The 23780-nt window shown below is 34.7% G+C and carries 19 protein-coding genes and 1 tRNA gene; 15 read left to right on the top strand and 5 right to left on the bottom strand.

Going from position 1 to position 23780, the window contains the following annotated elements; all coding sequences use genetic code 11:
• The first annotated feature begins 146 nt into the window (after positions 1-146).
• A complete protein-coding gene (locus tag RDN22_RS01565) occupies positions 147-752 on the top strand; it encodes a PH domain-containing protein (protein WP_308555235.1) in 606 nt (201 codons plus the stop codon).
• A gap of 107 nt (positions 753-859) precedes the next feature.
• Here RDN22_RS01565 and RDN22_RS01570 read toward each other — a convergent pair whose 3' ends face one another.
• Together RDN22_RS01570 and RDN22_RS01575 are read right to left on the bottom strand one after the other, a co-directional pair.
• Positions 860-2113, bottom strand: a complete 1254-nt coding sequence (locus RDN22_RS01570; protein ID WP_308555237.1) for a PTS transporter subunit EIIC — start codon at positions 2111-2113, stop codon at positions 860-862.
• A 126-nt stretch (positions 2114-2239) separates the two neighbouring features.
• Complete coding sequence (locus RDN22_RS01575; protein WP_308555239.1) at positions 2240-3385, bottom strand: ROK family protein; 1146 nt, start codon at positions 3383-3385, stop codon at positions 2240-2242.
• Positions 3386-3521: 136 nt separating this feature from the next.
• Between RDN22_RS01575 and RDN22_RS01580 the strand changes: the two genes are divergently transcribed.
• The 8 genes from RDN22_RS01580 (at position 3522) to RDN22_RS01615 (ending at position 15076) form a co-directional block, all read left to right on the top strand.
• Positions 3522-4406, top strand: a complete 885-nt coding sequence (locus RDN22_RS01580; protein WP_308555241.1) for an ROK family protein — start codon at positions 3522-3524, stop codon at positions 4404-4406.
• Positions 4396-5895 (top strand): glycoside hydrolase family 1 protein, encoded by a 1500-nt coding sequence (locus tag RDN22_RS01585; RefSeq protein WP_308555243.1) that lies wholly within the window; start codon positions 4396-4398, stop codon positions 5893-5895. The genes RDN22_RS01580 and RDN22_RS01585 overlap by 11 nt, the downstream gene beginning before the upstream one ends.
• The gene (yicI, locus tag RDN22_RS01590) at positions 5895-8174 is read left to right on the top strand and encodes an alpha-xylosidase (protein WP_308555245.1); all 2280 of its coding nucleotides are present in this window, start codon (positions 5895-5897) and stop codon (positions 8172-8174) included. Before RDN22_RS01585 ends, yicI begins: the two co-directional genes overlap by 1 nt.
• Before the next feature lie 42 nt (positions 8175-8216).
• Entirely contained in the window at positions 8217-10256 is a 2040-nt protein-coding gene (locus tag RDN22_RS01595; RefSeq protein WP_308555247.1) for a beta-galactosidase, read from the top strand.
• A gap of 113 nt (positions 10257-10369) precedes the next feature.
• Positions 10370-10699, top strand: coding sequence for a hypothetical protein (locus RDN22_RS01600; protein WP_308555249.1), 330 nt, complete (start codon positions 10370-10372; stop codon positions 10697-10699).
• Positions 10700-10775: 76 nt separating this feature from the next.
• Positions 10776-11591, top strand: a complete 816-nt coding sequence (locus RDN22_RS01605) for a Cof-type HAD-IIB family hydrolase (protein WP_308555251.1) — start codon at positions 10776-10778, stop codon at positions 11589-11591.
• A 327-nt stretch (positions 11592-11918) separates the two neighbouring features.
• Positions 11919-13496 carry an ABC transporter ATP-binding protein gene (locus tag RDN22_RS01610; protein ID WP_308555253.1) on the top strand — a complete coding sequence of 526 codons (1578 nt, stop codon included), beginning with the start codon at positions 11919-11921 and terminating at the stop codon, positions 13494-13496.
• Entirely contained in the window at positions 13496-15076 is a 1581-nt protein-coding gene (locus tag RDN22_RS01615; protein WP_308555255.1) for an ABC transporter ATP-binding protein, read from the top strand. The genes RDN22_RS01610 and RDN22_RS01615 overlap by 1 nt, the downstream gene beginning before the upstream one ends.
• Positions 15077-15131: 55 nt before the next feature.
• Here the strand turns inward: RDN22_RS01615 and RDN22_RS01620 are convergent, their stop codons facing one another.
• The gene (locus RDN22_RS01620; RefSeq protein ID WP_308555257.1) at positions 15132-15491 is read right to left on the bottom strand and encodes an arsenate reductase family protein; all 360 of its coding nucleotides are present in this window, start codon (positions 15489-15491) and stop codon (positions 15132-15134) included.
• 10 nt (positions 15492-15501) lie between these two features.
• The gene (locus RDN22_RS01625; RefSeq protein WP_308555259.1) at positions 15502-16398 is read right to left on the bottom strand and encodes an alpha/beta hydrolase; all 897 of its coding nucleotides are present in this window, start codon (positions 16396-16398) and stop codon (positions 15502-15504) included.
• Positions 16399-16560: 162 nt separating this feature from the next.
• On the opposite strand from RDN22_RS01625, the gene RDN22_RS01630 reads away from it, so the two are divergent.
• The 5 genes from RDN22_RS01630 to RDN22_RS01650 all read left to right on the top strand — a co-directional run bounded on the left by RDN22_RS01630 (position 16561) and on the right by RDN22_RS01650 (position 21138).
• Positions 16561-16634, top strand: a tRNA-Arg gene (locus RDN22_RS01630).
• Between the two features lie 236 nt (positions 16635-16870).
• Positions 16871-18091 carry a GH25 family lysozyme gene (locus RDN22_RS01635; protein WP_308555261.1) on the top strand — a complete coding sequence of 407 codons (1221 nt, stop codon included), beginning with the start codon at positions 16871-16873 and terminating at the stop codon, positions 18089-18091.
• Between the two features lie 166 nt (positions 18092-18257).
• Complete coding sequence (locus RDN22_RS01640) at positions 18258-19106, top strand: alpha/beta fold hydrolase (RefSeq protein WP_308555348.1); 849 nt, start codon at positions 18258-18260, stop codon at positions 19104-19106.
• An 11-nt stretch (positions 19107-19117) separates the two neighbouring features.
• The gene (locus RDN22_RS01645; RefSeq protein ID WP_308555263.1) at positions 19118-20911 is read left to right on the top strand and encodes a DUF2207 domain-containing protein; all 1794 of its coding nucleotides are present in this window, start codon (positions 19118-19120) and stop codon (positions 20909-20911) included.
• A 47-nt stretch (positions 20912-20958) separates the two neighbouring features.
• Positions 20959-21138, top strand: coding sequence for a 2-hydroxymuconate tautomerase (locus RDN22_RS01650; protein ID WP_005719430.1), 180 nt, complete (start codon positions 20959-20961; stop codon positions 21136-21138).
• 49 nt (positions 21139-21187) lie between these two features.
• Here RDN22_RS01650 and RDN22_RS01655 read toward each other — a convergent pair whose 3' ends face one another.
• Complete coding sequence (locus tag RDN22_RS01655) at positions 21188-22213, bottom strand: branched-chain amino acid aminotransferase (RefSeq protein WP_308555266.1); 1026 nt, start codon at positions 22211-22213, stop codon at positions 21188-21190.
• Between the two features lie 148 nt (positions 22214-22361).
• On the opposite strand from RDN22_RS01655, the gene RDN22_RS01660 reads away from it, so the two are divergent.
• Positions 22362-23738 (top strand): DUF2325 domain-containing protein, encoded by a 1377-nt coding sequence (locus RDN22_RS01660; protein ID WP_308555268.1) that lies wholly within the window; start codon positions 22362-22364, stop codon positions 23736-23738.
• Positions 23739-23780: the final 42 nt, after the last annotated feature.

Here is a 23780-nt window from a genome sequence, read left to right on the forward strand (position 1 = left end):
TTGTTCTTTATTAAATTTAGTCATAATAAAAGACCCAAAAGTGTCTAACTTTTGGGTCTCACTTCATAATGAATTAGATAAGTGTTTTTTAGTAAAAATTAGTCCATAATATAAGTAAATATTTTAAGTACTAAGGAAAAATATATATGGGACTTTTTGATTTATTTAGTAAAAAACAGCGAAAAGCTAATCAATCTTTTTTAGCGCAGCAACGCAGTCAACAAGCGATTGCTAGGATTCAAAAATTAGATTTGCCTGCTGAATTTAAACAACAATTGATCAATGCTAAAGTTTTTGATATTTGGTTTAACAGTAAAGAGTTAAAGCCACTGGCTGATTTGCTTAGCACGCATCCAAATGAAGAAATTGAATATAGTGCAATTGGCATCAATGATCAAAGTGAGACGGTAATGTTAACTTGCACAAATAAATCTTTGATTATTTTGAGTAAAAAGCACTCTGAAGAAAATACTAGAGTTATTCCATTGACGCAAATCAAGAGTGTGATTTTGAAGCATCAGATTACTTATGATGAATTAACCTTGATCGTTAATAATGAAAAGCTTGATATTAATTCTATTAACAAAACAGCAGCACCAATTTTAGTTGAAGCTATTAAGAAATATTCAAATAATAATGATGACTTTGATAATCAAGTAGAGCAGATTAAGAAGCTTAAAGAATTACTTGATCAAGGGATTTTAACTGAAGAAGAATTTAAGGCAAAGAAGAAAAAGATTTTAGATATTTAAAATAAAATAGGCGAAGCCAATTGGCTTCGCCTATTTTGATACTCCAGACGTTTAGTGGGAGAGAGAAAGTAAATTTGAACGCCTGGAAGGTATTTAATTAAATTGTTTTATTCTTCAGGTGCAACTTCACCTTGTTCTTCAGCTAAAGCCTTCTTGTCTAGAACTCTGAAGAATGGCCAGTAACCAGCAACTGCAATAACTAAGCAAATTGCTTGCCATACAACGGCTTTCCAGTCACCACCGGTGATAAGGAAACCGTTAAGCAAGGTTGGAGTAGTCCAAGGAACACTTGCGATTATCATATGAATAACATGGAATTTGAATAAGAAGTAAGAGATACCTTGTAATACCAAAGGAATAGTAATGAATGGAATTGCAAGAATAGGATTTAATACAACAGGAACACCAAACATAATAGGTTCGGAAATTTGGAAAATACATGGAACTAAACCTAAGTGGGCTAATTGCTTATAACGTTTACTCTTAGCAAATAACATACAAATTACTAATCCAAGAACTGCACCAGTACCGCCCATGGCCATACCGAAAGTTAAGAAACCATCAGCACAAATGTGAGTTGGTACACCACCATTCATGGCTTTATGCATGTTGTCCATTAAGAAATTACCGTAAACAGGACCGGCAACGATACCAACAGTGTTGTTACCGTGAATACCAATAGTCCAAGCAAAAAGAGTAAAGAAGGTAAATATTTCCATACCCCAGAAACTACCAAGAGTAGCTGTAAGTGGTGAGAAGATCCAAGTAATAAATGCATTGATGTCTAAGTGAAGCAAACATCTGATAACCCAGGCACCACCTAAAATTACTAATGCAGGAATTAATGAAACAAATGAACTAGCAACTGCTGGAGGAACTGAATCTGGTAGTTTGATAACGATCTTGTGTTTAATAAACCAATTGTAAACTTCACCAGCTACGAGTGAAACAATAATAGCAGTAAACATACTTGAAGCACCAAGATTAGCAGGATCTAGTACCATTTGGTTGTTTAATTCACAAATGATGAAGGCAACAGCACCAATTACTGAAGCTGATAGACGATCAATTTTATTTTCACGAGCTAACGTGTAAGAAATACCAAGTGCAATGATTAAACCGATTAAACCAGTCGACATATTGATTGGCGCATTTAAAATTGGCAAATATGGCTTAATGATATTGGACCAGCCAGGAACTGGTAAGTTGGCAATAATCATAAAGATAGAGCCAAAGATTGTAAATGGAACAGAAATGATCATCCCGTCTCTTAGGACAATCATATATTTGTTTTCGCCCATTTTTCCCAGGGCAGGCATTAATTTTTGCCTTGTCCAATTCATGAATTTATTATTTTGCATTTTTATATCCTCCTAAAATGAATAGTTCTTAATGCAAAGTATGTAAACTTAATTAACTAACTAAAATGTAAGCCCTTTATTGGATATTGTCAACTGTTTTTTGTAAAAAATAAAAAGCGTTGCAGCTTAAGGTATAAGCCGCAGGCGCTTTGTGCCTAGATCAAAAGTTTTTCTGACTAATAATGAATAACCGCCAAGTAAAGGTGCAAACTTAGTTTGTCTAGCAATTTGTAATTGAGTTTGCGTAGCTTCTAGGATTGGTAATTTGCTCTTTATCTGAATTAAAAGCATCGGCAAGTTTTCGATTAATGATGAGTCCAAATAGATAATTTGTGGTGAATAACTAGCAATAATATTATTTAAGACTAAAGCAATGCCATCTACAAAATGAGTGATTGAATCAACTACTTCTTTATTTCCTTTAACATAAAGCTTAGCTACTTGTTGCAAAGTTAGATTGTTAAGACCATTATATTTAGCAACTTCGCGCAAAATAGCTTCTTGAGAACAATAATCAATCGGATTGAATGGTTTAACACCATCATCAGTTTGTATTAAAAATTGCATGTTCTCAATGCTACCAGCTGCGTCCTGATTTCCTAAATATAGATTTTCATCAATAATGATTCCGGCACTAATTGTTTCGTTAATTGTTATTGAGATTAGATTCTTAATTTCATTATTAGAAGAAAAATCACGCTGAAAAATTGCAGCCGCATTGGCGTTGTTAAGTACAACAACAGGAACTTGGTATTCCTTCTTTAAACAATCAACTAAATCTTGATCATCAGATATAGGAGATATGTAAGTATTGTTAAATACTTTCGTGTGTACTGAGATTGAAATACCTAATAATCCATGGACAGTATCTTTAATTGAAAAATTAGCAATTTTTTTCTTCAATAGTTGCCGAATTTTTTCACTAGGTAAGTTATTAATAGATATTTCTTCAAATCTGTTAACTTGTCCGTTGGTATAAGTTGCCATTATATTGAGGTATTCTTTACCAATTTCTATATTAATGAAAAAGCCAAAATCTTTATTAAATTCAATAAGCTGAGGCTTTCTGCCTCCATTTTTAGTACTATGACCCTCACCAATTTCAACTACATATTGTTTTTCAAGTAATTCTTCTAAGATGCTTGAAATAGTTACTTTGTTGATTGAAAGATCCCGTGCAATTTTACTACGAGAGATAGGGCCATAATTAATTACGTGCCGAATAACGGATCGTTCATTATTAAGACGCATGGTATGTTTGTTAATAAACATGAGATCAACCAGCCTTTCTACAAGAATTATACATAACTTTTTGAATGAAAGTGTTTACACGGAGTAAAAAATAATGTATTCTGTAAATGTATCGAGTATGTAAAGTAAATTAACTAACTTTAAGGAGATGCATAAAATGGCTATTTTAACCATTGATGTAGGTCAGAAATTCGTTCGATATGGCTTCTTTGATGAAGCAGGTAATTTAACTGAGAAAGGTCAGTATCAAATACCTAGAAAATCACCGCAAGCTTTTTATGAATCAATTGCTGATTTAACTACAGAAAATAGTGTAGACATAAAAGCAATTAGTATTAGTTTTCCTGGTTTTATTAATGTAGATAAGAAGATAGCTATTCGAGCAGGCTCCTTGAGATTTTTAGATGGTCATAATATTAGTCAAGATTTACATCAATATATTGATGACCAGATTAAAATTTTTATTGAAAATAATTCTAATTGTGCAGCAATTGCCGAGAAATTAAAAGGAAATGCTCAGGACGTGAGTGATTTCGCCGTAATTACTTTAGGCAATGGTGTTGGTGGAGGAATCTATATTAATAACCAATTGCTTAGAGGAACCGGCTTTTCAGCTGGTGAATTCGGCATGATGATTACAGATTATACTGGGCACGGCTTTAAGAGTGCTCACGAATTAGCCTCAACTGCCGCATTAATTAGTGAATATTCCAGGATGCGTGGAATTCCTGATGGATTAGTCGAAGACTATCAAATCATGTCTGAATTAGATGATCCTAAGGTTAAGGCTGTTGTTGAAAATTGGGCAACCTATGTTGCAATTTGTATTTTTAACTTAGCTTGTACGCTCAATCCGCAACGCTTTTTAATTGGAGGAAGCATTAGTCAAAATAGCGAATTGATCCCAATTATCAAAGAAAAGCTAAATCAAATTCCTAACTGGACAGATTTTCAAGCAGAAATTCAATCTTGTCGCTTCTTTAATGATGCAAGTCTTTATGGTGCCTATTGGGCATATATAGGAAGTAATCATGTTTCATAAAAAGTTAGATAATTTCCCTAAAGATTTCCTTTGGGGTGCAAGTTCTGCAGCTTATCAAATAGAAGGTGCCGCAAAAGAAGACGGTAAAGGTGCTTCTATTTGGGATAAATATACACATGAAAAAGGCAATACTTATAAAAATACTAACGGTGATGTAGCAGTTGATCATTATCATCACTATAAAGAAGACGTTCAGTTAATGGCGCAAATGCATCTTAAGGCATATCGTTTTTCAGTTGCTTGGAGCCGCATTATTCCAGATGGTGAAGGTGAAATAAATCCAAAAGGAATTGAGTTTTATCATAATCTGATTAAGGAATTGAAAGACCACGATATTGAACCAGTTTTAACTATCTATCACTGGGATTTGCCATTAAAATTGCAAGAAAAATATCAAGGTTGGGAATCACGCGAAACTATTAAAGCTTTTCGTCATTATGCTCAAGTTTTATATCGTGAATTTGGCGATGAAGTTAAATATTGGATCACCATTAATGAGCAAAACGTATTTACATCAATGGGTTATCGCTGGGGCACACATCCACCTAAGAAGCATGATATTAAAACTATGTTTTTAGTGAACCATAATGTAAATATCGCCAATGCTTTAGCAATAAAAGATTTCCATAAAATGGTGCCAAATGGATTAATTGGTCCTAGCTTTGGCTATGGACCTGTATATCCTAAGACTTGTGATCCTAATGACGTTTTAGCCGCACTAAATGCTAAAGACTTTAATGATAATTGGTGGCTAGATGTTTATTGCAGAGGCAAGTATCCATTTTTCACTAAAAAGCAATTGACTGATCTTGGCATTATGCCAGAAGTTACTGATGAAGATCGCAAAATATTAGAAGATCCAGCAGCACATCCTGATTATTTGGGGATTAATTATTATCATGGCGGAACAGTTCAACAGAATCGAATCGAAAAGCCAGTCGATGATCAAAAACAAGAGCGTACTTTTAATAAAGTAGATCCATATTTAATGCAACCAAAAGGCGATCAAGCTCAAAACCCAGAAGTTCCTATGTTTAATAATGTAGAAAATGGCTATGTTGATAAAACTAAATGGGGCTGGGAAATCGATCCTACGGGAATGCGAATTGCTTTGCGTGAAATTTATGAAAAATATCAATTGCCAATTATGATTACCGAAAATGGGCTAGGAGCAATTGACACAGTTAAAGATGGAAAGATTAATGATGTGTATCGAATCAACTATTTAAAAGATCACGTTAAAGCAATGAAAGAAGCAATTACTGATGGTGTAGACTTAATCGGTTATTGTGCTTGGTCATTTACTGATTTGCTTAGCTGGTTAAATGGTTATTCTAAACGTTATGGCTTTGTTTATGTTGATCAAAACGATGATGAAAATGGAACACTAAAGCGTATTCCAAAGGCAAGTTATGATTGGTATAAACAAGTTATTGCTAGTGATGGAAATGATGACAAATTGTTAAATCATGATGAGGATCATAAATAATGAAATATTTAAACGGAAATTGGCTAGTGCGTGACGGCTTTTCAATTGATTATGGACAAAGCATTTATGATAGTGAGATTCAAGATAATAAGTTAACTTTATGGGTGCCCTTTAAAGTAATCACTGATCCTGGCATGACGCTAGATGACGGGATGCTTACTTTAGAAATTTCTTCTCCAAGAGAAAATATTATCCGCACTAAAATCATTAATTTTAAAGGTGTAATTGATCACGGTCCAAAATTTGATTTGAATCTTGATCATCAATTTAAGCCAAATATTTTTGAAGATAGTGAAAAATTTGTTGTTGAATCAGGAAATACTCGCTTAGAAATTCAAAAAGGCAAGCAGATTTTATTTACGTATTTTTATAAAGATGAGATGCGTGCTGAAGTTCCGGCTCGCTCGATTGCTAGAATATTTGATCCTAATGGTCAAACACATATTTCAAATTCATTTGTTCTTGAACCTGGTGAAAAGGTCTATGGCTTAGGTGAAAGATTCTCTAATTTTGTTAAAAATGGTCAAGAAGTTAATATGTGGAACGCGGATGGTGGTACTGAAACGATCCAATCGTATAAAAATATTCCACTGTATTTATCCAATAGAAAGTATGGTGTGTTTGTAAATTCTAGCGCTAAGGTTTCATTTGAAGTTGCTTCACAGCAAGTTGATCGTGTAGAGTTCTCTGCTCCCGGTCAAGAACTTGATTATATGTTTATCGGCGGAAAAGATAATAAAGAAGTTTTGGATCATTACACTGCTTTGACAGGACGTCCACCTCTTCTACCTGCTTGGAGTTTTGGATTGTGGCTGACGACATCATTTACTACTAAATACGATGAAAAAACCGTAATGAGTTTTATTAACGGGATGCTTGATCGTCATATTCCATTATCTGTTTTTCACTTTGATTGCTGCTGGATGAAACCAACACAATGGTGTGATTTTGTTTGGGATCCTGATATTTTTCCAGATCCAGAAGGATTGCTTAAGAAGATTCATAATAAAGGCATTAAAGTCTGCGTTTGGATTAATCCATATATTGCTCAAAAATCCCGCTTATTTGAAGAAGGGATGAAGAAAGGCTACTTTATTAAAAAAGAAAATGGCGATGTATGGCAATGGGATAAATGGCAAGCTGGCATGGCTATTGTGGACTTTACCAATTCAGATGCAGTCAAATGGTATCAAGGCTATTTGAAAGAACTACTTCATCAAGGAGTAGATGTATTTAAGACCGACTTTGGTGAAAGAATTCCAAGTGAAGGCGTTAAGTTCTTTGATGGATCAGATCCTAAAAAGATGCATAACTATTACACGCTTTTATATAACAAGGTTGTTACTGACGCTATTAGTGAAGTTAAGGGTGAAAAAGAAGCACTTGTCTTTGCTAGAAGTGCTACTGTTGGCAGTCAGTGTTATCCAGTTCACTGGAGTGGAGATTCATCATCAAATTATTCTTCAATGGCTGAAACATTAAGAAGTGGCCTGTCATTTAGCATGAGCGGCTTTGGCTACTGGTCGCATGATATATCAGGTTTTGAAGCTAGTGCAACACCAGATTTATATAAGCGCTGGAGTCAATTTGGCTTATTAAGCTCACATTCAAGATATCACGGCTCAACTACTTATAAGGTTCCATGGTTATATGGGGATGAAGCTGTAGAAGTAACTAAGAAATTTACTAATTTGAAATTACGTCTATTGCCATATCTTCTTACGATGTCTAAGAAAGCACATGACCATGGTACGCCGCTTTTGAGACCAATGGTTTTGGAATTTCCAGATGATCCAGGTTGTGAAGACCTTGATATGCAATATATGCTGGGGGACAGTTTATTAGTTGCTCCAATATTTAATGATCAAGGAAAAGCACGTTTTTATGTACCACAGAGTAAGGGCCAATGGATAAGCTTACTTACAGGTGAAAGTTATGAAGGCGGACGCTGGTATGAACAAAAATTTGATGAAAAGACGTTGCCATTATTAGTGCGGCCTAATTCAATTCTCGTAGCTGGCGAGCATGATGATCAAACTATGTACGACTACAGTAAGCATCCAGTGATTCATTTATTTAATATTCAAGATGGTAAGAATTCAGCTGTAGTTACTGATAATTATGGTAAAAAGGTAGCAACTGTAACTTGTGAAAAAATAAATGAAAAAGTAGTAGTAACTACAGATAATATTGAAGCTTTTGACTTGGTAATTCATCAAAGTGATCATGAAAATGTAGTTATGAAGAATAATCAACGACAAGTTAAAGTAGATTTATAAGATGGCGAAGGGGATGCCCTGCGCCATTTTTTGGAGAAAACTATGAAACGAGAACTAAGAAGCAAAGTGTTTTTACACGGCGGTGACTATAACCCTGAGCAATGGTTAGGTGAGCCTGAAGTTATTAATGAAGATTTTGCTTTGTTTAAAAATGCCGTAATTAATACCGTTACAGTCGGAATATTTTCTTGGTCAAAGTTGGAGCCAGAAGAAGGTAAGTATGATTTTGCCTGGTTAGACAATATTTTTGATCGAGTTGAAAAGATGCATGGCTACGTGATTTTAGCTACCCCAAGTGGTGCAAGACCAGCATGGCTAGCACAAAAATATCCTGAAGTTTTGCGGACTACTCAAAATAATATGAAGCGTGGTTTTGGCGGAAGACATAACCATTGCCTGACTTCGCCTATTTATCGAGAAAAGGTACGTGAAATTAATACTAAACTTGCAGAACATTTTGGTAAAAGATCAAGTTTAGTTTTATGGCATATTTCTAATGAATATTCAGGTGAATGTTATTGCGATTTGTGCCAGCAGGCATTTAGAGATTGGCTGAAAAATAAATATCAGACACTAGACAATCTTAACCATGCTTGGTGGAATACTTTTTGGAGTCATACCTTTACTGATTGGAATCAAATTCATGCTCCTTCTCCTGTTTCAGAAATGGGCAACAAAGGGATGAATTTAGACTGGAAGAGATTTGTCACGGATCAGGTAATTTCATTTATTGATAATGAAGTGGCGCCTTTAAGAAAGATTACTCCGAACATTCCGGTTACTACAAACATGATGGCAGGTAACCCATTAATGGATCCATTTGCTGGATATAATTATCAAAAAATTGCTAAGCATCTGGATATAATTTCTTGGGATTCGTATCCTCTTTGGGGTAATGATTTCCAATCTACTGAAGAATTGGGGCAAAATGTAGGATTAATTCATGATTTTTTCAGAAGCTTGAAGCATCAGAATTTTATGATTATGGAAAATACGCCATCTCGCGTTAATTGGGCTGAAATAGATCGCGCTAAGCGGCCAGGGATGCATCAACTAGCTAGTCTGCAAGATATTGCTCATGGCTCAGATTCGGTTCTGTATTTCCAATTGCGAGCATCTCGAGGATCAGCTGAAATGTTTCATGGTGCAGTCATAGAGCATCGTCATCCTGAAAAGACACGAGTCTTCCAAGATGTAAAAAATGTAGGACACGACTTAGAAAAAATTGCTTCAATTTATCCAACTAACTGTGCTCAAGCTAAAGTAGCTATAGTTTATGATTATGAAAATGTTTGGGCATTAGAAGATGCAGAAGGATACAGCAGAGAAAAGAAAATTTGGCAAACAATTCAAAATCAATATAAATATTTCTATCAAAACGACATTCCGGTTGATTTTGTTAGTCCTGATGATGATTTCAGTCAATATAAATTATTGATAGATCCTATGCACTTTTTAATGTCTCAGGATTATATGAACAAGTTAGAGAATTTCGTTAAAAATGGCGGAAATGTTGTTGGTACGTATATTTCTGGTGTAGTTGATGAAAATATACTGGCGTACATGAATAAGTGGCCTAAGCAATTGCAAAATATTTATGGAATTGAGCCACTTGAAACTGATAATTTATATCCAAGTCAGACTAATAATATTGAATTCGATGGTCAATCTTATCAAGCATATGATTTTTGCGAGACAATTGATAATCATGAAGCAGAGGTGCTTGCAAAATATACAACAGATTTTTATGCAGGAGAACCGGCTATAACTGTTCATGAATGTGGCAAAGGTAAAGGCTATTATCTTGCTTGCCGAACAGATACTGATTTGTTGCAGGCACTATATAGTAAGATTGCTACCGAACTTGATTTGCTTCCGCATTTACCAATTAAAAAGAATACGATGAAGATTTCAATTCAGGTTCGTGAAAATAATGCTGCAAAATATCTTTTTGCTCAGAACTTTAGTCATGAAAAACAAATCATAATTCTTGAGCATAAAATGAAGGAAGAGCTGAGTGATCAAGTTGAAGAAAATGAAGTAACGCTTGAGCCATATGGGACTAAAATTTATCAAGTTTAACTAAAAGAATAAATGGCAAATCGAATAAACGATTTAATGAAAATTAACCATGATTTAACTAAAATTTTAAAAATTTTCGCCATACTAGTCTCAAAAAATAGAGGGACAAGATTATGGGCTTTTGGATGTTTTACGTTTTGCCATTGTGCATTTCGTTTGTATTGATGCTAATAGCTATTCAATTATTTAAACGGCAAATAAAAGTTGGAGCATATTTAGTATATTTTTTAGCAGGAATCAATTGCTTGGTTGCTGCTATTTTTGCTGTCTTCTATATCTATGCTTTAGTAATTGAGCTGTTGACGCCGCATCTGTTTACTAAGTGGGGCTGGATGACATTTTGGGATGATAATGTAGTGTTTGTACTTGCTACGGTAATTTTGATTGCAATTAACCTTCTAGTTTGGCGGCGTAGTAAGAGAATCCAATTAAAACTGCGATAAAAGAAAAAATATTTGCCATATTCAGCGCTTGCAATGATAATATAAAATCTGTTGAATAAAATTTTGAGGTGAAAAGATGACATTACCATTTAAAGCAGTTGCAGTTGATATGGACGGTACATTTTTAGATGACCGTAAACAATTTAACCATCAACAATTTGATCAGATTTTAACTGAATTGGCTCAAAGAGGAGTTCATTTTATTGTTGCTTCAGGTCGTCCGTTCGCACGATTAAAGCAAGACTTTAGCGGCTTCAGTGACAGAATGGATTTTGTGACTTTGAATGGCGCTAGACTAGTTATTGAAGGAAAAGATGCAGGCGGTTTTCCTTTGAATAGACAAGATGTACTCGACTTAATTCATAGCGTGCATGAAAAGTACGGTAAAATGGCCACAATGGTTTTTGAAAAAGATGTTGCATATCTTCATACAGAAGTTCCTAAAGATGAACGTGATTTCTTAGCATACTTTGCTGGTAAGAGCGCAGAAATCGACGACTGGAATGATTTGCCTAACGAAGACATTTATCAAATTACCTTCAGTTTGGACAGCAAGAATGCACCAGAAGTTGAGAAGATGTTTAATGAAAATCACAAAAATCAAATCTCAGCTTTTGCTTCAGCTACTTTTGCTATTGACGTGAATGTTAAGGGGGTAAGTAAAGGCAGCGGTCTTAAGCGCTTGCTCAAGCAAATGAATATGACCGGTGACGATTTAATTGCCTTTGGCGATGGTGGCAATGATATTCCAATGCTTGATTTTGCTAAATATTCTTATGCAATGGCCAATGGTATGGATGAAGTGAAGAAACACGCCAAGTTTGTGGCTCCAGCTAACACCGAAAACGGTGTGTTTAGAGTATTGCAAAAATACTTGGATGAAGATAAATAAAAATATTCTTGCAAAATTAAAGGAATATGATATATTCTAAGTAACTTATTAGAAAAAAGAGGAAATTGCCATATGATTCGTTTATTGAATCTCTAATACTTAATTTGTTAAATGAAAAGTACGCTTTGTACCTTATTTGGTGTACCCATTTTTGCATTAAGTATTAGCAGTAAACGAATCTGAGGCGATTTTTTTATAAAATCGACCCTTATTTGTTGCACTGTTAATTCTATTGCGAATGACAGTGCTTTTTCTTTATAACAAATTAATTTTAGGGATGTAAAACAATTCGTTAAGTTGTCATAAAGAGAATAATGAGGGAAAACAATGGGGTTAAAAGATTACCTAAGAATAAACCATAAACGTGCCTTTTGGGTACTTTTCTTAATAACACTTACTCAAGCAGCAACAACAATTTATACGTATTTAACTAGTCCAGAATTAAACGCAATTTCAAAAGGAAAGTTCGTTTTGTTTGTTGAACTAATTGCAATGCAATTTATTATTGGGCAAATTTGTAATGCAAGTTTCAATGTAGCAAGTGTGCAACATACTGAGCAAACGCAGAATTTATTTCATCAAGTTCGCCAGAATATCGTTCATCACTACTATCAAAAACCGGTTAAAGTGTCAGAAATGGAGAATCATCTTGGAAACGACTTGCAGATGATTCAAACAAGTTACTATGATGTATTCTTTTACTTTGCTTGCGATTTAATTTTCATCATTTTAACGATTGGAACGCTGTTTACCTTTCACTGGATCTTAGTTGCATATAGTTTAATAATTAGCTTTTTTGCAATTATTGTTCCTAAACTTTTAGAAAAATATACTAATAGAGCTACTGAAAAGGTTTCTGCCAAAAATACCCAATTCTTGAATTTGGTGGAAAATTGGTTTAACGGTCTTGAAGAACTTAGAAGATATAAGAATAAAAGAATTTTAAAAAAGAAAATAGGTGAGTCAAGTAACGAGCTAGAGCAAAGTGAATATCAACGCGATAAAAGCTTGATTTATGTAAATATGGTTGCAGCCATTTTTGACATTATGGGACGCGTTGGTGTTCCTGTGATCGCCGGAATTTTATTTTTTAATCATCAAGTAAATTTAGGTGCAATTTTAACTGCAGGCTATTTTGCTAACGGGATTTTTTATAGCGTAAACAGCTGTGTAACTAAGTATGCCCAACTGAAGTCGACTAAAACTTTGAGAAATCAGTTGTTAGATTTGCAGAAAGTTGAAGCCGAGAAAAAGTTTGATTCAATCGATGAGATTAGTTCGATTGAACTAAAAGACGTGACTGTTCAATATAAGCACGGTGAAAAAATTGTATATCCGGATTTAACGATTAATCGCGGTGAAAAGATATTACTTACAGGTGATAGCGGAACAGGCAAATCTACTTTATTGAAAGTAATGTTAGGAAAAATTAAGCCAGCAAGTGGACAGGTCTTGTATAAAGATAGTTGGGGCAAAATTATTCATCCTGATATGAATCAAATCGGCTATTTGGCGCAAGATTTAACTATGTTTGATGCAAGTATTTTAGAAAACATCACGATGTTTAATTCGAAGCTGGATTCGAAAGCCGCTACTGTGGTAAAAGCAAATGAATTTGTTAAAGATGAAGAACGCTTCAAGAAAGGGTTAGATACTGAAATTGAGGTAAAGCATGATTTGCTTTCAGGAGGACAGCAACAAAAAGTTGTTTTAATGCGGGCGTTAATTCATCAAAAATCAGTTTTGTATTTGGATGATGCGACTAGCGCAATTGATCAAGAAGCTACAACGAAAATTTTGCAAAATCTAGTACAAGGCAAGCAAACTATTTTGATGGTTGCTCATAATTTGAATGAAAAACAAAAGATGCTGTTTGATCGTGAAATTCACTTGGAGGGGAAATAATGAGCTGGAAAGAATTGTTTAAATTAAACCCGTGGTATTTTAGTCTAGCAGTCGCACTTCAAATGTTAGGTGCGGCAATTGAAATTGGTGTAGCGTATTTTTTAACGTTGCAATTTAATGCAATACGCAGTCATGATCTAAGAATGTTTATTTTTTGGACTAGTCTACAGATTACTTGTTATGTCCTTTTGTATATTTTCTATAACGTGGCAGGGATCATCTGGCAAAAGCATGTGCAAAATTATCTGCATGTAATTAGACAAGAAATGACTGATCATTATTTTGAAGATGGCAAAAAACACCATGCAAGTGGCGTGCAGAGCCGGTTAACTAATGACTTGAATTTACTTCATAATGACTACTTGAATTCGTTTCGTTATATTGCAGGGATGCTAGTGAGTGTACTTAGTGTTGCCTTAACGCTTTTTACATTTCAATGGAGCTTGTTAGTAGCGTGTCTAATCTTTGCGGCAGTTCAAATTTATCTGCCTAAATTAATGGATAAACCTCTTCAAAAAGCTACTAATTTAGTATCTGATGAAAATAAAAAATATTTGAAGACTTTAGGTGATTGGCTGATTGGCTTGTCAGAACTCCGCAGATATTTGGCAGGACAAAAGTTGTTTGAAGTGATTGCTCAAAGTTCAGGAAGATTAGAGAAGGCTAACGTTCAAAAGCAAAAGGTGGATCAAGAATTAGATTATCTGAATCAATTGGCTTATTCACTAGGGGATGTTTTAATACTGCTACTAACTGGATTTTTGGTCGCAAATAATTTGGCAGTTTTTGGATTAATTGCAAGTATTGGTAACTTTAGTTCAGCCATGTTTGGCTCACTTCAAGGTATAGCTGATTATGGTGGCAGAATGAAGGCAACTAAGAAGTTGCGTCAAAAAATCTGGCAATTAAGAACAAAGATTACTAATGAAAAGAGTGCGGATTTAAAACAGCCTGTATCGTTTTCTACTAGCAATTTAGCAATTAGTTTTGAAAATGGTGAAAAAATCAGTTTTCCAGACATTCGAGTTAATGCTGGTGAAAAGATTTTATTAACTGGTGACAGTGGAGCCGGTAAAAGCACCTTGTTTAGGCTAATTTTAGGAGAAGTAAAAGCAACACATGGTCAAATTCAATATTTTGATGCTAATGGCAAAGAGATTAAACCGGATTTAGCTGAAATAGGTTATATAGCACAAACTCCAACGCTGTTTCCGGCAACAATTGCCGAGAATATTACTATGTTCAATAATAAGTTGAATCAATTGGTTAATAGAGCAGTTGAAGAAGTACAGCTTGCTGGTGATATAGAGAAGTTTCCTGCTGGAATAGAAACTGAAATTAATTTAGATTCGCTAAATATTTCTGGTGGTCAAAGACAGAAGATTGTTTTGGCTAGAAGTAAAGTTCACCAAAGTAAGTTGATTTTGATTGATGAAGGAACTAGTGCGATTGATCAAAAAGCTACGATGAAAATTTTGAAGGAACTGGTTAAGACTGATGCAACAATTGTATTTATTGCACACAGTTTTAATGAAGGGATGCGTAATATATTTGATCGTGAAATTAGTTTAAGCAAATAATTGAAAGAAAAAAGAAACTCATTTTTTGAGTTTCTTTTTTCTTGTATATAAGTTTTTACTTTAACCAAGTTTTTTCAAAAATATCTTCTTTAAAGCCGCAGGTTAAATTCTTGTCATCTACAACTAAAGGACGCTTGATTAGCTTACCATCTTTGGACATCATCTCAGCAGCTTCATCAATTGTCATAGTTGGAATCTTATCTTTTAACTTTAATTGACGATAATGTTGACCACTAGTATTGAAGAAATAGCGTAATCCGCGATCTTGATATTTGGTCATCCATCTAACTAGATCTTCTTTTTTAGGAGGAAGTTCCACTAAATCTTGAAATTCATATTCTACATTGTGGTCGTCCATCCACTTGCGTGCTTTTCTTGAAGTAGAACAACGCTTGTAACCGTAAAATTTAATCATTTTAGTCACCTTATTTTTCCATATGTTCTCTGAAAAATTCGATTTCTTCATCATTAGCAATGTCGGCAATTTCATCTTTTTGGTTAACGAAGAATACGTGACCGCGTGGATTATCTGAATCGCCATATGACTTGCAGATGGCATGAACACCGCGACCTAGTAAGAAGCCAAAGAGAGTGAATTGCATATCGTGTAAGAAATCTTCATTTGATGTAATCAAAAATGATGGTAAGAAATTATGATTGATGTATTTTTCAACATCTAATTGTTCATGATGATTTCTGACCGCTTCTTTAGTAAAGTATAAGCTGCTGGCACCTTGCAAGGTGCTTGGAGTTAAGATAAATGAAGCAGCACAGTTAAGGCCTACAGCTCTAAATTTTAAGTTAAGTGGCTTATAAGGGAAGAGTTTAGCATAGTCTGGGTTGGTCAAAATGGTTACATATTGTTCAGCCATTTGACCACCAGCACTGTCACCAACGATAAAGACAATATTTCTATCTAAGCGGTATTCTTCGGCGTGGTCGTCAACCCAGTGCATGTAGCGGTCGACATCGTCTAATTCATCAGGAAATTCGGCGTTTTCTGGAGCTAGACGATAGTTAGGATTGATAAAAGCAAAGCCGCGTTTAGCTAAGTTCATACCATAATATTGATAAGTTTCTTTAGTGCCGTAGATCCAGCCACCACCATGAATGTTGATGATTACGGGGAAAGGCTTATCCGTTTTTTTAGGAAGATAAACATCTAATGTGTTCCAGTTTTTGTCTGGTCCATAGGGAAAGTTGTCGATACGCTCAACTTCAGGGATGTCGTGTGGCAGATTGCTGTCACGTTTATCATCGCTTTTCTTGCAACCGACACGATATTCTTCAACAAATCTTTTGATTTTTTCTGTAAGTTCCATACTTATATCTCTTTTCTAGCGATTTTAGGTCAATTATACTTCAGAATGATATAAGAGACTAAATCAAAAAAATTCAATTTATTTTAAAATTAGGCTTGCATTTTAAATATCTTTCCCCTATAATAATTTATGTTCTGTTGAGGACATACAAACATACACGATGGTCTGGTAGCTCAGCTGGATAGAGCAACAGTCTTCTAAACTGTGGGTCGTGGGTTCGAATCTCACCCGGATCACTAGAATAGCAACGCTTTGATGCGTTGCTTTTTTTGTGTCAAAATAATTTTGATTATAAAATCTATTTAATAACTTTGTACAATACAAAATTATGACAAATATTAATCTATGCTTACATATAGAGCGAATCTATTGACTAAAATATTAAACGAGATTATTCTAAATTTGATTTCGTATTTAAGAAGATCAACGAGTGTGAATTTTGATATTTTTCACATGATGGAGGAAAAGAAGATTGACTACAACCAAAAAATTAATTATTAAATTGGCATGCGCAACCGCTTTAGGAACTGCAGGAGTAGCATTAACTCAAGTAAATCGACCACAAGTTACTGTTAATGCATCAACTACATCTGTTGCAGCACGTGCACTTGGGGTAGATGTTGCCAGTTATCAAAATGCTGACTTATCTAGCCATGCTCAAGCTGGTGCGCAATTTGCAATCGTTAAAGTAAGTGAAGGTACTTCTTACCGTAATCCTAAGGCATCAAGCCAGATTTCAACCGCTATTTCTAATAACATGATGCCAATGGCATACCACTTTGCTACTTTTAGTGCTAACTCTAGTGCAGCTGTAGTAGAAGCAAATTATGCAATTAAGGCAGCTCAAGCATTTGGTTTGCCAAAGGGTTCTTACATTGCTTGTGACTATGAAACTGGTCAAGGCAACAACATTTACAGCGGTAAGACTCCAACTGCTAACGCAATTATTGCTTTTATGGACCAAATTAAGGCAGCAGGCTACAAGCCACTTCTTTATGCAAGTTCATCAGTTTTACAAAACAATATTGATACTAGCAGCGTACTTGCCAAGTATCCTAACTCATTGTGGGTAGCTTCATATGCTATTTCAGGTAGAATTGATAATCCTAACTTTAACTACTTCCCATCAATGGATGGTGTTGCTATTTGGCAATTTACTGATAACTGGCGCGGCTTAAGTGTTGATGGTAACATCACTGTTCTTCCATTATCAATTGATGGAAACGTAACTTCAAATAATGGTGCTATTTCACAAGCTCCATCAAACAATGATAATTCTTCAACCACTACTACAACTACTGATAAGAAGCCTGCTTCAACTACTAATGAAACAGCAACTTATGGCTATGTAATGAAGAAAGCTTACATTTACAACAAAAAGGGTGAACGTCAAAGCGGCTATTACGCAGCTTACAGTGGCGTTAACTATTATGGCAGCACTACTACTCTTGATAATGGTAAAACAGCAATCAGAGTCGGTGATGACCGCTATGTAATGGCAAGCAATGTCTTAGGTAACTCACGTGTAATGAGACGTAATGCTTACATTTATAACCACGCAGGAAGACGTGCAAATTGGAGAGTCTTAAGAAGAGGCACTCCAGTTAAAACTTATGGTTCACGCTTCAACATTAATGGTAAGTCTTACTACCGTATCGGTAAGGGCTTGTACGTAAAGGCAGCTAATTTCTAAAAAAGAATAATATCTAAAAAGTGCGAGTGAATATGCTCGCACTTTTTTTGTATAATTAGAATATCTAAGAAACGCTTAGATAATTTAACAAAAGGTGAAATAAATTTTGAAAAAATTAACAACATTAATCTTACTTAGTTTGATGCTGACTTTGACGGGATGTACGATGAATAAAAATGAAAGCAGTACATCTTCATCCGTTAAATCAACTAAAATAGTAAAAACTAAGCACAGTACTAAAAAACAAAAGTCTCAAAAGAAATACCAAGTAGTAGAACAAGACTGGAATATCAATCAAGACGGCGTAAATATTTATGGTCGTTTGTATATGCCACAGAACTTGATAGGTAAGAAAAAAGCAGTCATTTTGTCTCATGGCTTAGCTGGCAATTATCGAAATTTGGCAGACTATGCTAAAAATTTAGCCGGTCAGGGATATGTAGCTTACGCTTTTGATTATCCTGGTGGAGCTAAAAATGGCCGCAGCAGTGGCGTTGGTCAATTAGACATGTCAATTTTTACTGAAGAACAAAATTTGAAGACAGTCTTAAATGCAGTAAGAAACAGAAGCGATGTTGACCGCAATCAAGTTTCACTCTTAGGTGAAAGTCAAGGTGGGGCAGTTTCTGCGATGCTTGCTTCTAAATATCCTAAGGAAGTTAAATCATTGGTTTTACTTTATCCAGCATTTTCAATTACTGATTATGCTAAAGTTGCCTTTAAATCAATCGATAAAGTACCAAATACATTGAATTTATTTGGCTTTGTAGTTGGTAAAAATTACTTTACGAAGCTTTTTAACTATGATTTATTAAAATCAGCTACTAAGTATAATGGCCCAGTATTATTGCTTCATGGTTCAGATGACATCATAGTGCCAGAAACGTATTCAGAAAAAGCAAATAAAAAGTTTAAGCATTCAAGCTTACATATTATTAAGCATGCAGGTCATGAATTTAAGGGAACACATCAAAAAGAGGCCTTTAAGTTAATCGATAAATTTTTAAATAAATAGTGAGAATAAAAATGAAAAGAAAATATTTAAGCTTAATTATATTAAGTCTATTTAGTTTCCTAGCAATTTTCACCCACCAAGTTAATGCTGACGTGGATTATAGTATTAGCAATATCAATGTAGTAGCTAAAGTAAATCGTGATGGTTCATTGTCAATGCACCGGAAGATTTACTATGACTTTGATAGTGATGCGCATGGTTTACTTTATCGTCAGAACTTGAATAAAAACCAAAAGTTAAGCAATGTTCAAGTTAAAGTGAATGATAAAAAAGTTGCACTAAAAAATAGTCAACAAAATAATACATATCAACTTACGCATAAAGGAGCGTCGTATCGTTTTAAGGTCTTTCATAATATTAATGAAGATGACAACGTTAAAATAGAGTACTCATATAAAATCTTAAATGCGATTACTAATTATAAAGATACTGCCGAATTGAATTTCAAAATCATTGGTAATGGCTGGGATACAGACACTGATAATGCTAAAGTAACTGTACTTTTCCCGGGAAAAGTTCCTGATTTAAAGGCTTGGGCACACGGACCTTTAAATGGTCAAACTGAAGTGTTGCCTAAGCAGGGCAAAATAATAATGAAGGCTAGCGATGTACCAGGGGATGTAGGAATTGAAGTACATTCAATTTTTGATCCTGCGGTAACTTCGAAAAATACAAATATTGTAAATAAAAATAAGAAGAAAGCTATTGAAAAGCAAGAAGCACAGCTAGCAATTGAGGCAAATAAGAAAAGACAACGAAGAGTCTATCTTAATTGGGGCTTGCTGATAGTTTCTTTAATAAGTGGAGCAATAATTCTTATTAAGGAAATTTTGATAAAACCAAAAGGTGCTAAACCTAAGAAAATGCGTGATTTAGTGCATAATTACGAAATTCCGGATGTTAGTCCTGTTGCTGCACAAATTTTAGATGAAAATGACAAGCCTAACGCTAAAGCTTTTACAGCTTATATCATGCAATTAGCTGGCAAACATAAAATTAAGATTGAAGAATATCGCACTAAGCGTTTAAAGAAAATTAGATATCGAATTACTTTGGTTGATCAAAGTATTTTGAAAGATGATTTGCTAGAATTTTTGTTTAATAAGGTTGGCGATGGTGAGTCATTTACTACGCAAGAACTTAAAAATTATACTTCTAAAAAATTAGGCAAGAAATTTGATAAGTGGAGTAAAAAACACTACAAAGATGTAGAAAATACATTTTTTGATAAAGCTGTTAAAAAATATAAGAGCAATAATTTAGGTGTTGCAATTTTATTGATTGGAATCAGTATCATTAGTGGAATTTTTGCTTTCTTTTTATCTGAATCAATGCCGCAAATTTTTATTACACTTATGTTGATTACTTTTGTAATAATTATTCTTGCAATAATTGCTACGATTATAGGCAATAGACGATTGAGCATCTATACAACTCAAGGCGCTTTAGAAACAGACAAAGTACGCGGATTTGAGAAAATGCTTGATGATATAGGCAATTTCAAAATGAAAGATGTTGGAGACATCATCTTATGGGAAGATATTTTGCCATATGCTGTAGCTTTTGGCCTATCTAAGAAGGTAATAAAGCAACTTAAGATAGAATTTAATACTGATGAATTAAACGATTCTGTATTTGTTTATGCTCCATTTTATGTGAATGATCATGATAGTTTTGAAAGAAGCTTTGAACGCAGCTTTACTAGTGGAATATCAACTGTATCATCTATTTCTGGTGGCTCAGGCGGCTTTTCGGGTGGATCATCCGGCGGCTTCGGTGGCGGAAGCGGCGGAGGAGCATTTTAAAAGTACACGAATTTTTGTATAATTTATCTAAAAAAGGAGGAATAATTATGCCATTTGTACATATTGAATTAATTAAAGGTCGTTCAGACGAACAAATTACTAACTTGATGAAGGATGTTACTGAAGCAGTTCATAAGAATACTGGTGCTCCTAAGGAACACATTCACGTAATCATTAATGAATTAGGCAAGCACACCTACGGTCAAGGCGGTGAATGGAGAGCCTAAATAAAAAAAGTGGTCTTTTGCTTCAGGCAAAAGATCACTTTTAATTTGTTTAACTTAATTTGATAGTCCAGCCGTATTTGTCTTCTAAATCACCAAATTGAATACCGGTTAAAGTATCATACAATTTTTGAGTAATAGGACCAGCGTCTTTTTCATTGCCAAAGACATGCTTTTTACCTTGATAAGTGAGTGAGCCAACTGGTGAGATTACAGCAGCTGTACCCATTGCTCCGGCTTCTGTAAAGCGATCAACATCATCAATCGGAATTTTAGTTTCGATTGGATTAAGATCTAAGTCTTGGGCAATCTTTAAAATTGAGCGCTTGGTGATTGAAGGTAAAATAGAATCGGACTTTGGAGTTTGGAATTGACCATCTTTGGTAATGCCGTAAAAGTTTGCTCCGCCGAATTCATCAATGTATTTATGCTCTTTAGGATCAAGATACAAAGCATCGGCAAAACCGTTCTTTTTAGCAAGCAATGATGGCATTAAACTGCTGGCATAGTTACCGGCAGTTTTTGCTTGTCCAGTACCAAATGGAGCGGCACGGTCATAGTCGCTGACTTCATATGGCATTGGCTTAAGGCCCTTAATGTAGGCACCAACGGGTGTAGCGTAAATTCTAAATTGATAAGTTTCAGAAGGAGAAACACCTACAATTGGCTGTGTTCCCATCATAAATGGACGAAGATAAAGAGTGCCACCTGAACCATAAGGAGGAACGAATTCTTGGTTAGCCAAAACAACTTGTTTGACTGCTTCGACGAATTTATCTTCTGGATATGGTTCCATTAATAGACGTTTAGCTGAATTAGCCATTCGTTTAGCGTTTTGATCAGGTCTGAATAAATTAATGCCGCCGTCTTTTCTGCGGTAAGCTTTTAGACCTTCAAAAATTTCTTGGCCATAGTGCAATTCTTCGGCAGCTTCATTAAAAGTAATGGTAGAGTCTTGAGTTAAATGACCACCTTGCCATGCACCGTCTTTGAATTCATCTACCCAGCGGTAGGGAAGATCATGGTATTTAAAGCCAAGTTGATTCCAATTTAAGTCTTCTGGACGAGTTTTTGTCATGAAAAAGCCTCCTTATGTTTAATAGTACTTTCCTAAAATTATAGTTAGATTAAACTTAAAATACAACGAATAGCTTTTATTTCATTTTTAATTATTAAAAGTAAGCAATATAATAGATAAGATAGAAATTCATAAAAGTGGTGAAAATATGTACGATTATCGAAATAATATCAAAGTAATTTTAAATAAAACTGATGCAGATGATAAAAGCTTAGCTAACAGTTTAAACGCAATTAAAGCAATTATCTCAATGGCAGAAGGTGGCACAGCTGAAAAGCCTGCCTCTAAAAAAGAAGCTCCTAAACCTAAGAAAATGGCTAATACTCAATCAATTGCCCAAAGAAATGCGGATTTAAAGCAATTTAAGCAGCTATTAATGGGACTGACTGATTTGATCGAAACTCCTGGTGATGATGCCGCAAAAAAGAAATCGCTTGAGGCATTGCATAAATTAACTTTTGTGCCTGGAGTGGGTAAACGTTACGGCAACGTATTAGGAAAGCTTGATCAGGCAATTCAAAAATCTAAGACTACTACAGAGGCAGTTAATAAAAAGATTTTTGAAGATGCATTAAAGCCAAAAGAAGAACCTAAACGTGATTATCGCAAGGGTAAACGCTATACAGTTATTCGGACCCTTTCGGGATGCAATTTAATTAATGATAATGGTCAAATTGTTTATCGAATCAAGGAATCTCAAATTCATTCTTTGAATTTAAAGAGTGGAGATATCGTTGAGGCCATAGAAGAAAAAGACAATCCTAATTACGAAGCAGAAGTATTACGTGTAGTGGGCTATCGTAAATTGCGGACACGTGACTATGACCCAATTGAAGAATTTCGTTATGCAGTTGTTCAAGGAAAGACGGGTCAATTAGCGATTACTCGCAATATTAAAGGTGAAAAATTGCGTATTCGCGGCAAAGAAGTGACTATTCCGGTCGATTCTAGCTATTATCAAGGTGAAAACATCCACTTAGAAGATGGTTCAATTGTTGATTTAGCCTGGTATACAGGGGATGTAAGGATTAAAAAGCACCCAAGTGACGCTGTACAAATTCGCTGGATTTATCAAGTGGATCCACCTAAGAAGCCAGATTTATCTTATAAGAAGAAGGACAAATCTAAGAAAGACAATGCAGAGGAATTAACTAAGTTAGATATGAATTTGCATTATCAAAGAGTGGGTATTGCAATTGGTGATAACCAAAATGAGGGTATTCTTGAAGGTATTGTTACAAGATATAATGGAATTCCTATTCCAATTAATGCGTTTGAAGGTAAAAAGAAGATTATGGAGCGTCAAATCAAGGATCTTGACATAGTGATTCTGATGACCGCATATGCTGCTCATGATGCAACTTGGAATATTCAAGAATTTGCTTCAAAATATGGCGTTAAATTTGCGGTTTCTTCATCTAAAGGCTACCGTTCATTTGAACGTGCTCTTTATAGAGCAGAAAATGGCTTGCCAGCATATGAAGGAACACAATCAATTGAATATAAACAGGCAGAAACTAAATAATTCATTAATATTATTTTAATTTGTTGTAGAAAAGCTAATTTC

The sequence above is a fragment of the uncultured Lactobacillus sp. genome, from assembly GCF_902491705.1.
Taxonomy (GTDB): Bacteria; Bacillota; Bacilli; order Lactobacillales; family Lactobacillaceae; genus Lactobacillus.

Coding starts and splice junctions, on each gene's coding strand:
- RDN22_RS01565 (WP_308555235.1), top strand. CDS start 147: ATGGGACTTTTTGATTTATTTAGTAAAAAACAGCGAAAAGCTAATCAA.
- RDN22_RS01570 (WP_308555237.1), bottom strand. CDS start 2,113: ATGCAAAATAATAAATTCATGAATTGGACAAGGCAAAAATTAATGCCT.
- RDN22_RS01575 (WP_308555239.1), bottom strand. CDS start 3,385: ATGTTTATTAACAAACATACCATGCGTCTTAATAATGAACGATCCGTT.
- RDN22_RS01580 (WP_308555241.1), top strand. CDS start 3,522: ATGGCTATTTTAACCATTGATGTAGGTCAGAAATTCGTTCGATATGGC.
- RDN22_RS01585 (WP_308555243.1), top strand. CDS start 4,396: ATGTTTCATAAAAAGTTAGATAATTTCCCTAAAGATTTCCTTTGGGGT.
- yicI (WP_308555245.1), top strand. CDS start 5,895: ATGAAATATTTAAACGGAAATTGGCTAGTGCGTGACGGCTTTTCAATT.
- RDN22_RS01595 (WP_308555247.1), top strand. CDS start 8,217: ATGAAACGAGAACTAAGAAGCAAAGTGTTTTTACACGGCGGTGACTAT.
- RDN22_RS01600 (WP_308555249.1), top strand. CDS start 10,370: ATGGGCTTTTGGATGTTTTACGTTTTGCCATTGTGCATTTCGTTTGTA.
- RDN22_RS01605 (WP_308555251.1), top strand. CDS start 10,776: ATGACATTACCATTTAAAGCAGTTGCAGTTGATATGGACGGTACATTT.
- RDN22_RS01610 (WP_308555253.1), top strand. CDS start 11,919: ATGGGGTTAAAAGATTACCTAAGAATAAACCATAAACGTGCCTTTTGG.
- RDN22_RS01615 (WP_308555255.1), top strand. CDS start 13,496: ATGAGCTGGAAAGAATTGTTTAAATTAAACCCGTGGTATTTTAGTCTA.
- RDN22_RS01620 (WP_308555257.1), bottom strand. CDS start 15,491: ATGATTAAATTTTACGGTTACAAGCGTTGTTCTACTTCAAGAAAAGCA.
- RDN22_RS01625 (WP_308555259.1), bottom strand. CDS start 16,398: ATGGAACTTACAGAAAAAATCAAAAGATTTGTTGAAGAATATCGTGTC.
- RDN22_RS01640 (WP_308555348.1), top strand. CDS start 18,258: ATGAATAAAAATGAAAGCAGTACATCTTCATCCGTTAAATCAACTAAA.
- RDN22_RS01645 (WP_308555263.1), top strand. CDS start 19,118: ATGAAAAGAAAATATTTAAGCTTAATTATATTAAGTCTATTTAGTTTC.
- RDN22_RS01650 (WP_005719430.1), top strand. CDS start 20,959: ATGCCATTTGTACATATTGAATTAATTAAAGGTCGTTCAGACGAACAA.
- RDN22_RS01655 (WP_308555266.1), bottom strand. CDS start 22,213: ATGACAAAAACTCGTCCAGAAGACTTAAATTGGAATCAACTTGGCTTT.
- RDN22_RS01660 (WP_308555268.1), top strand. CDS start 22,362: ATGTACGATTATCGAAATAATATCAAAGTAATTTTAAATAAAACTGAT.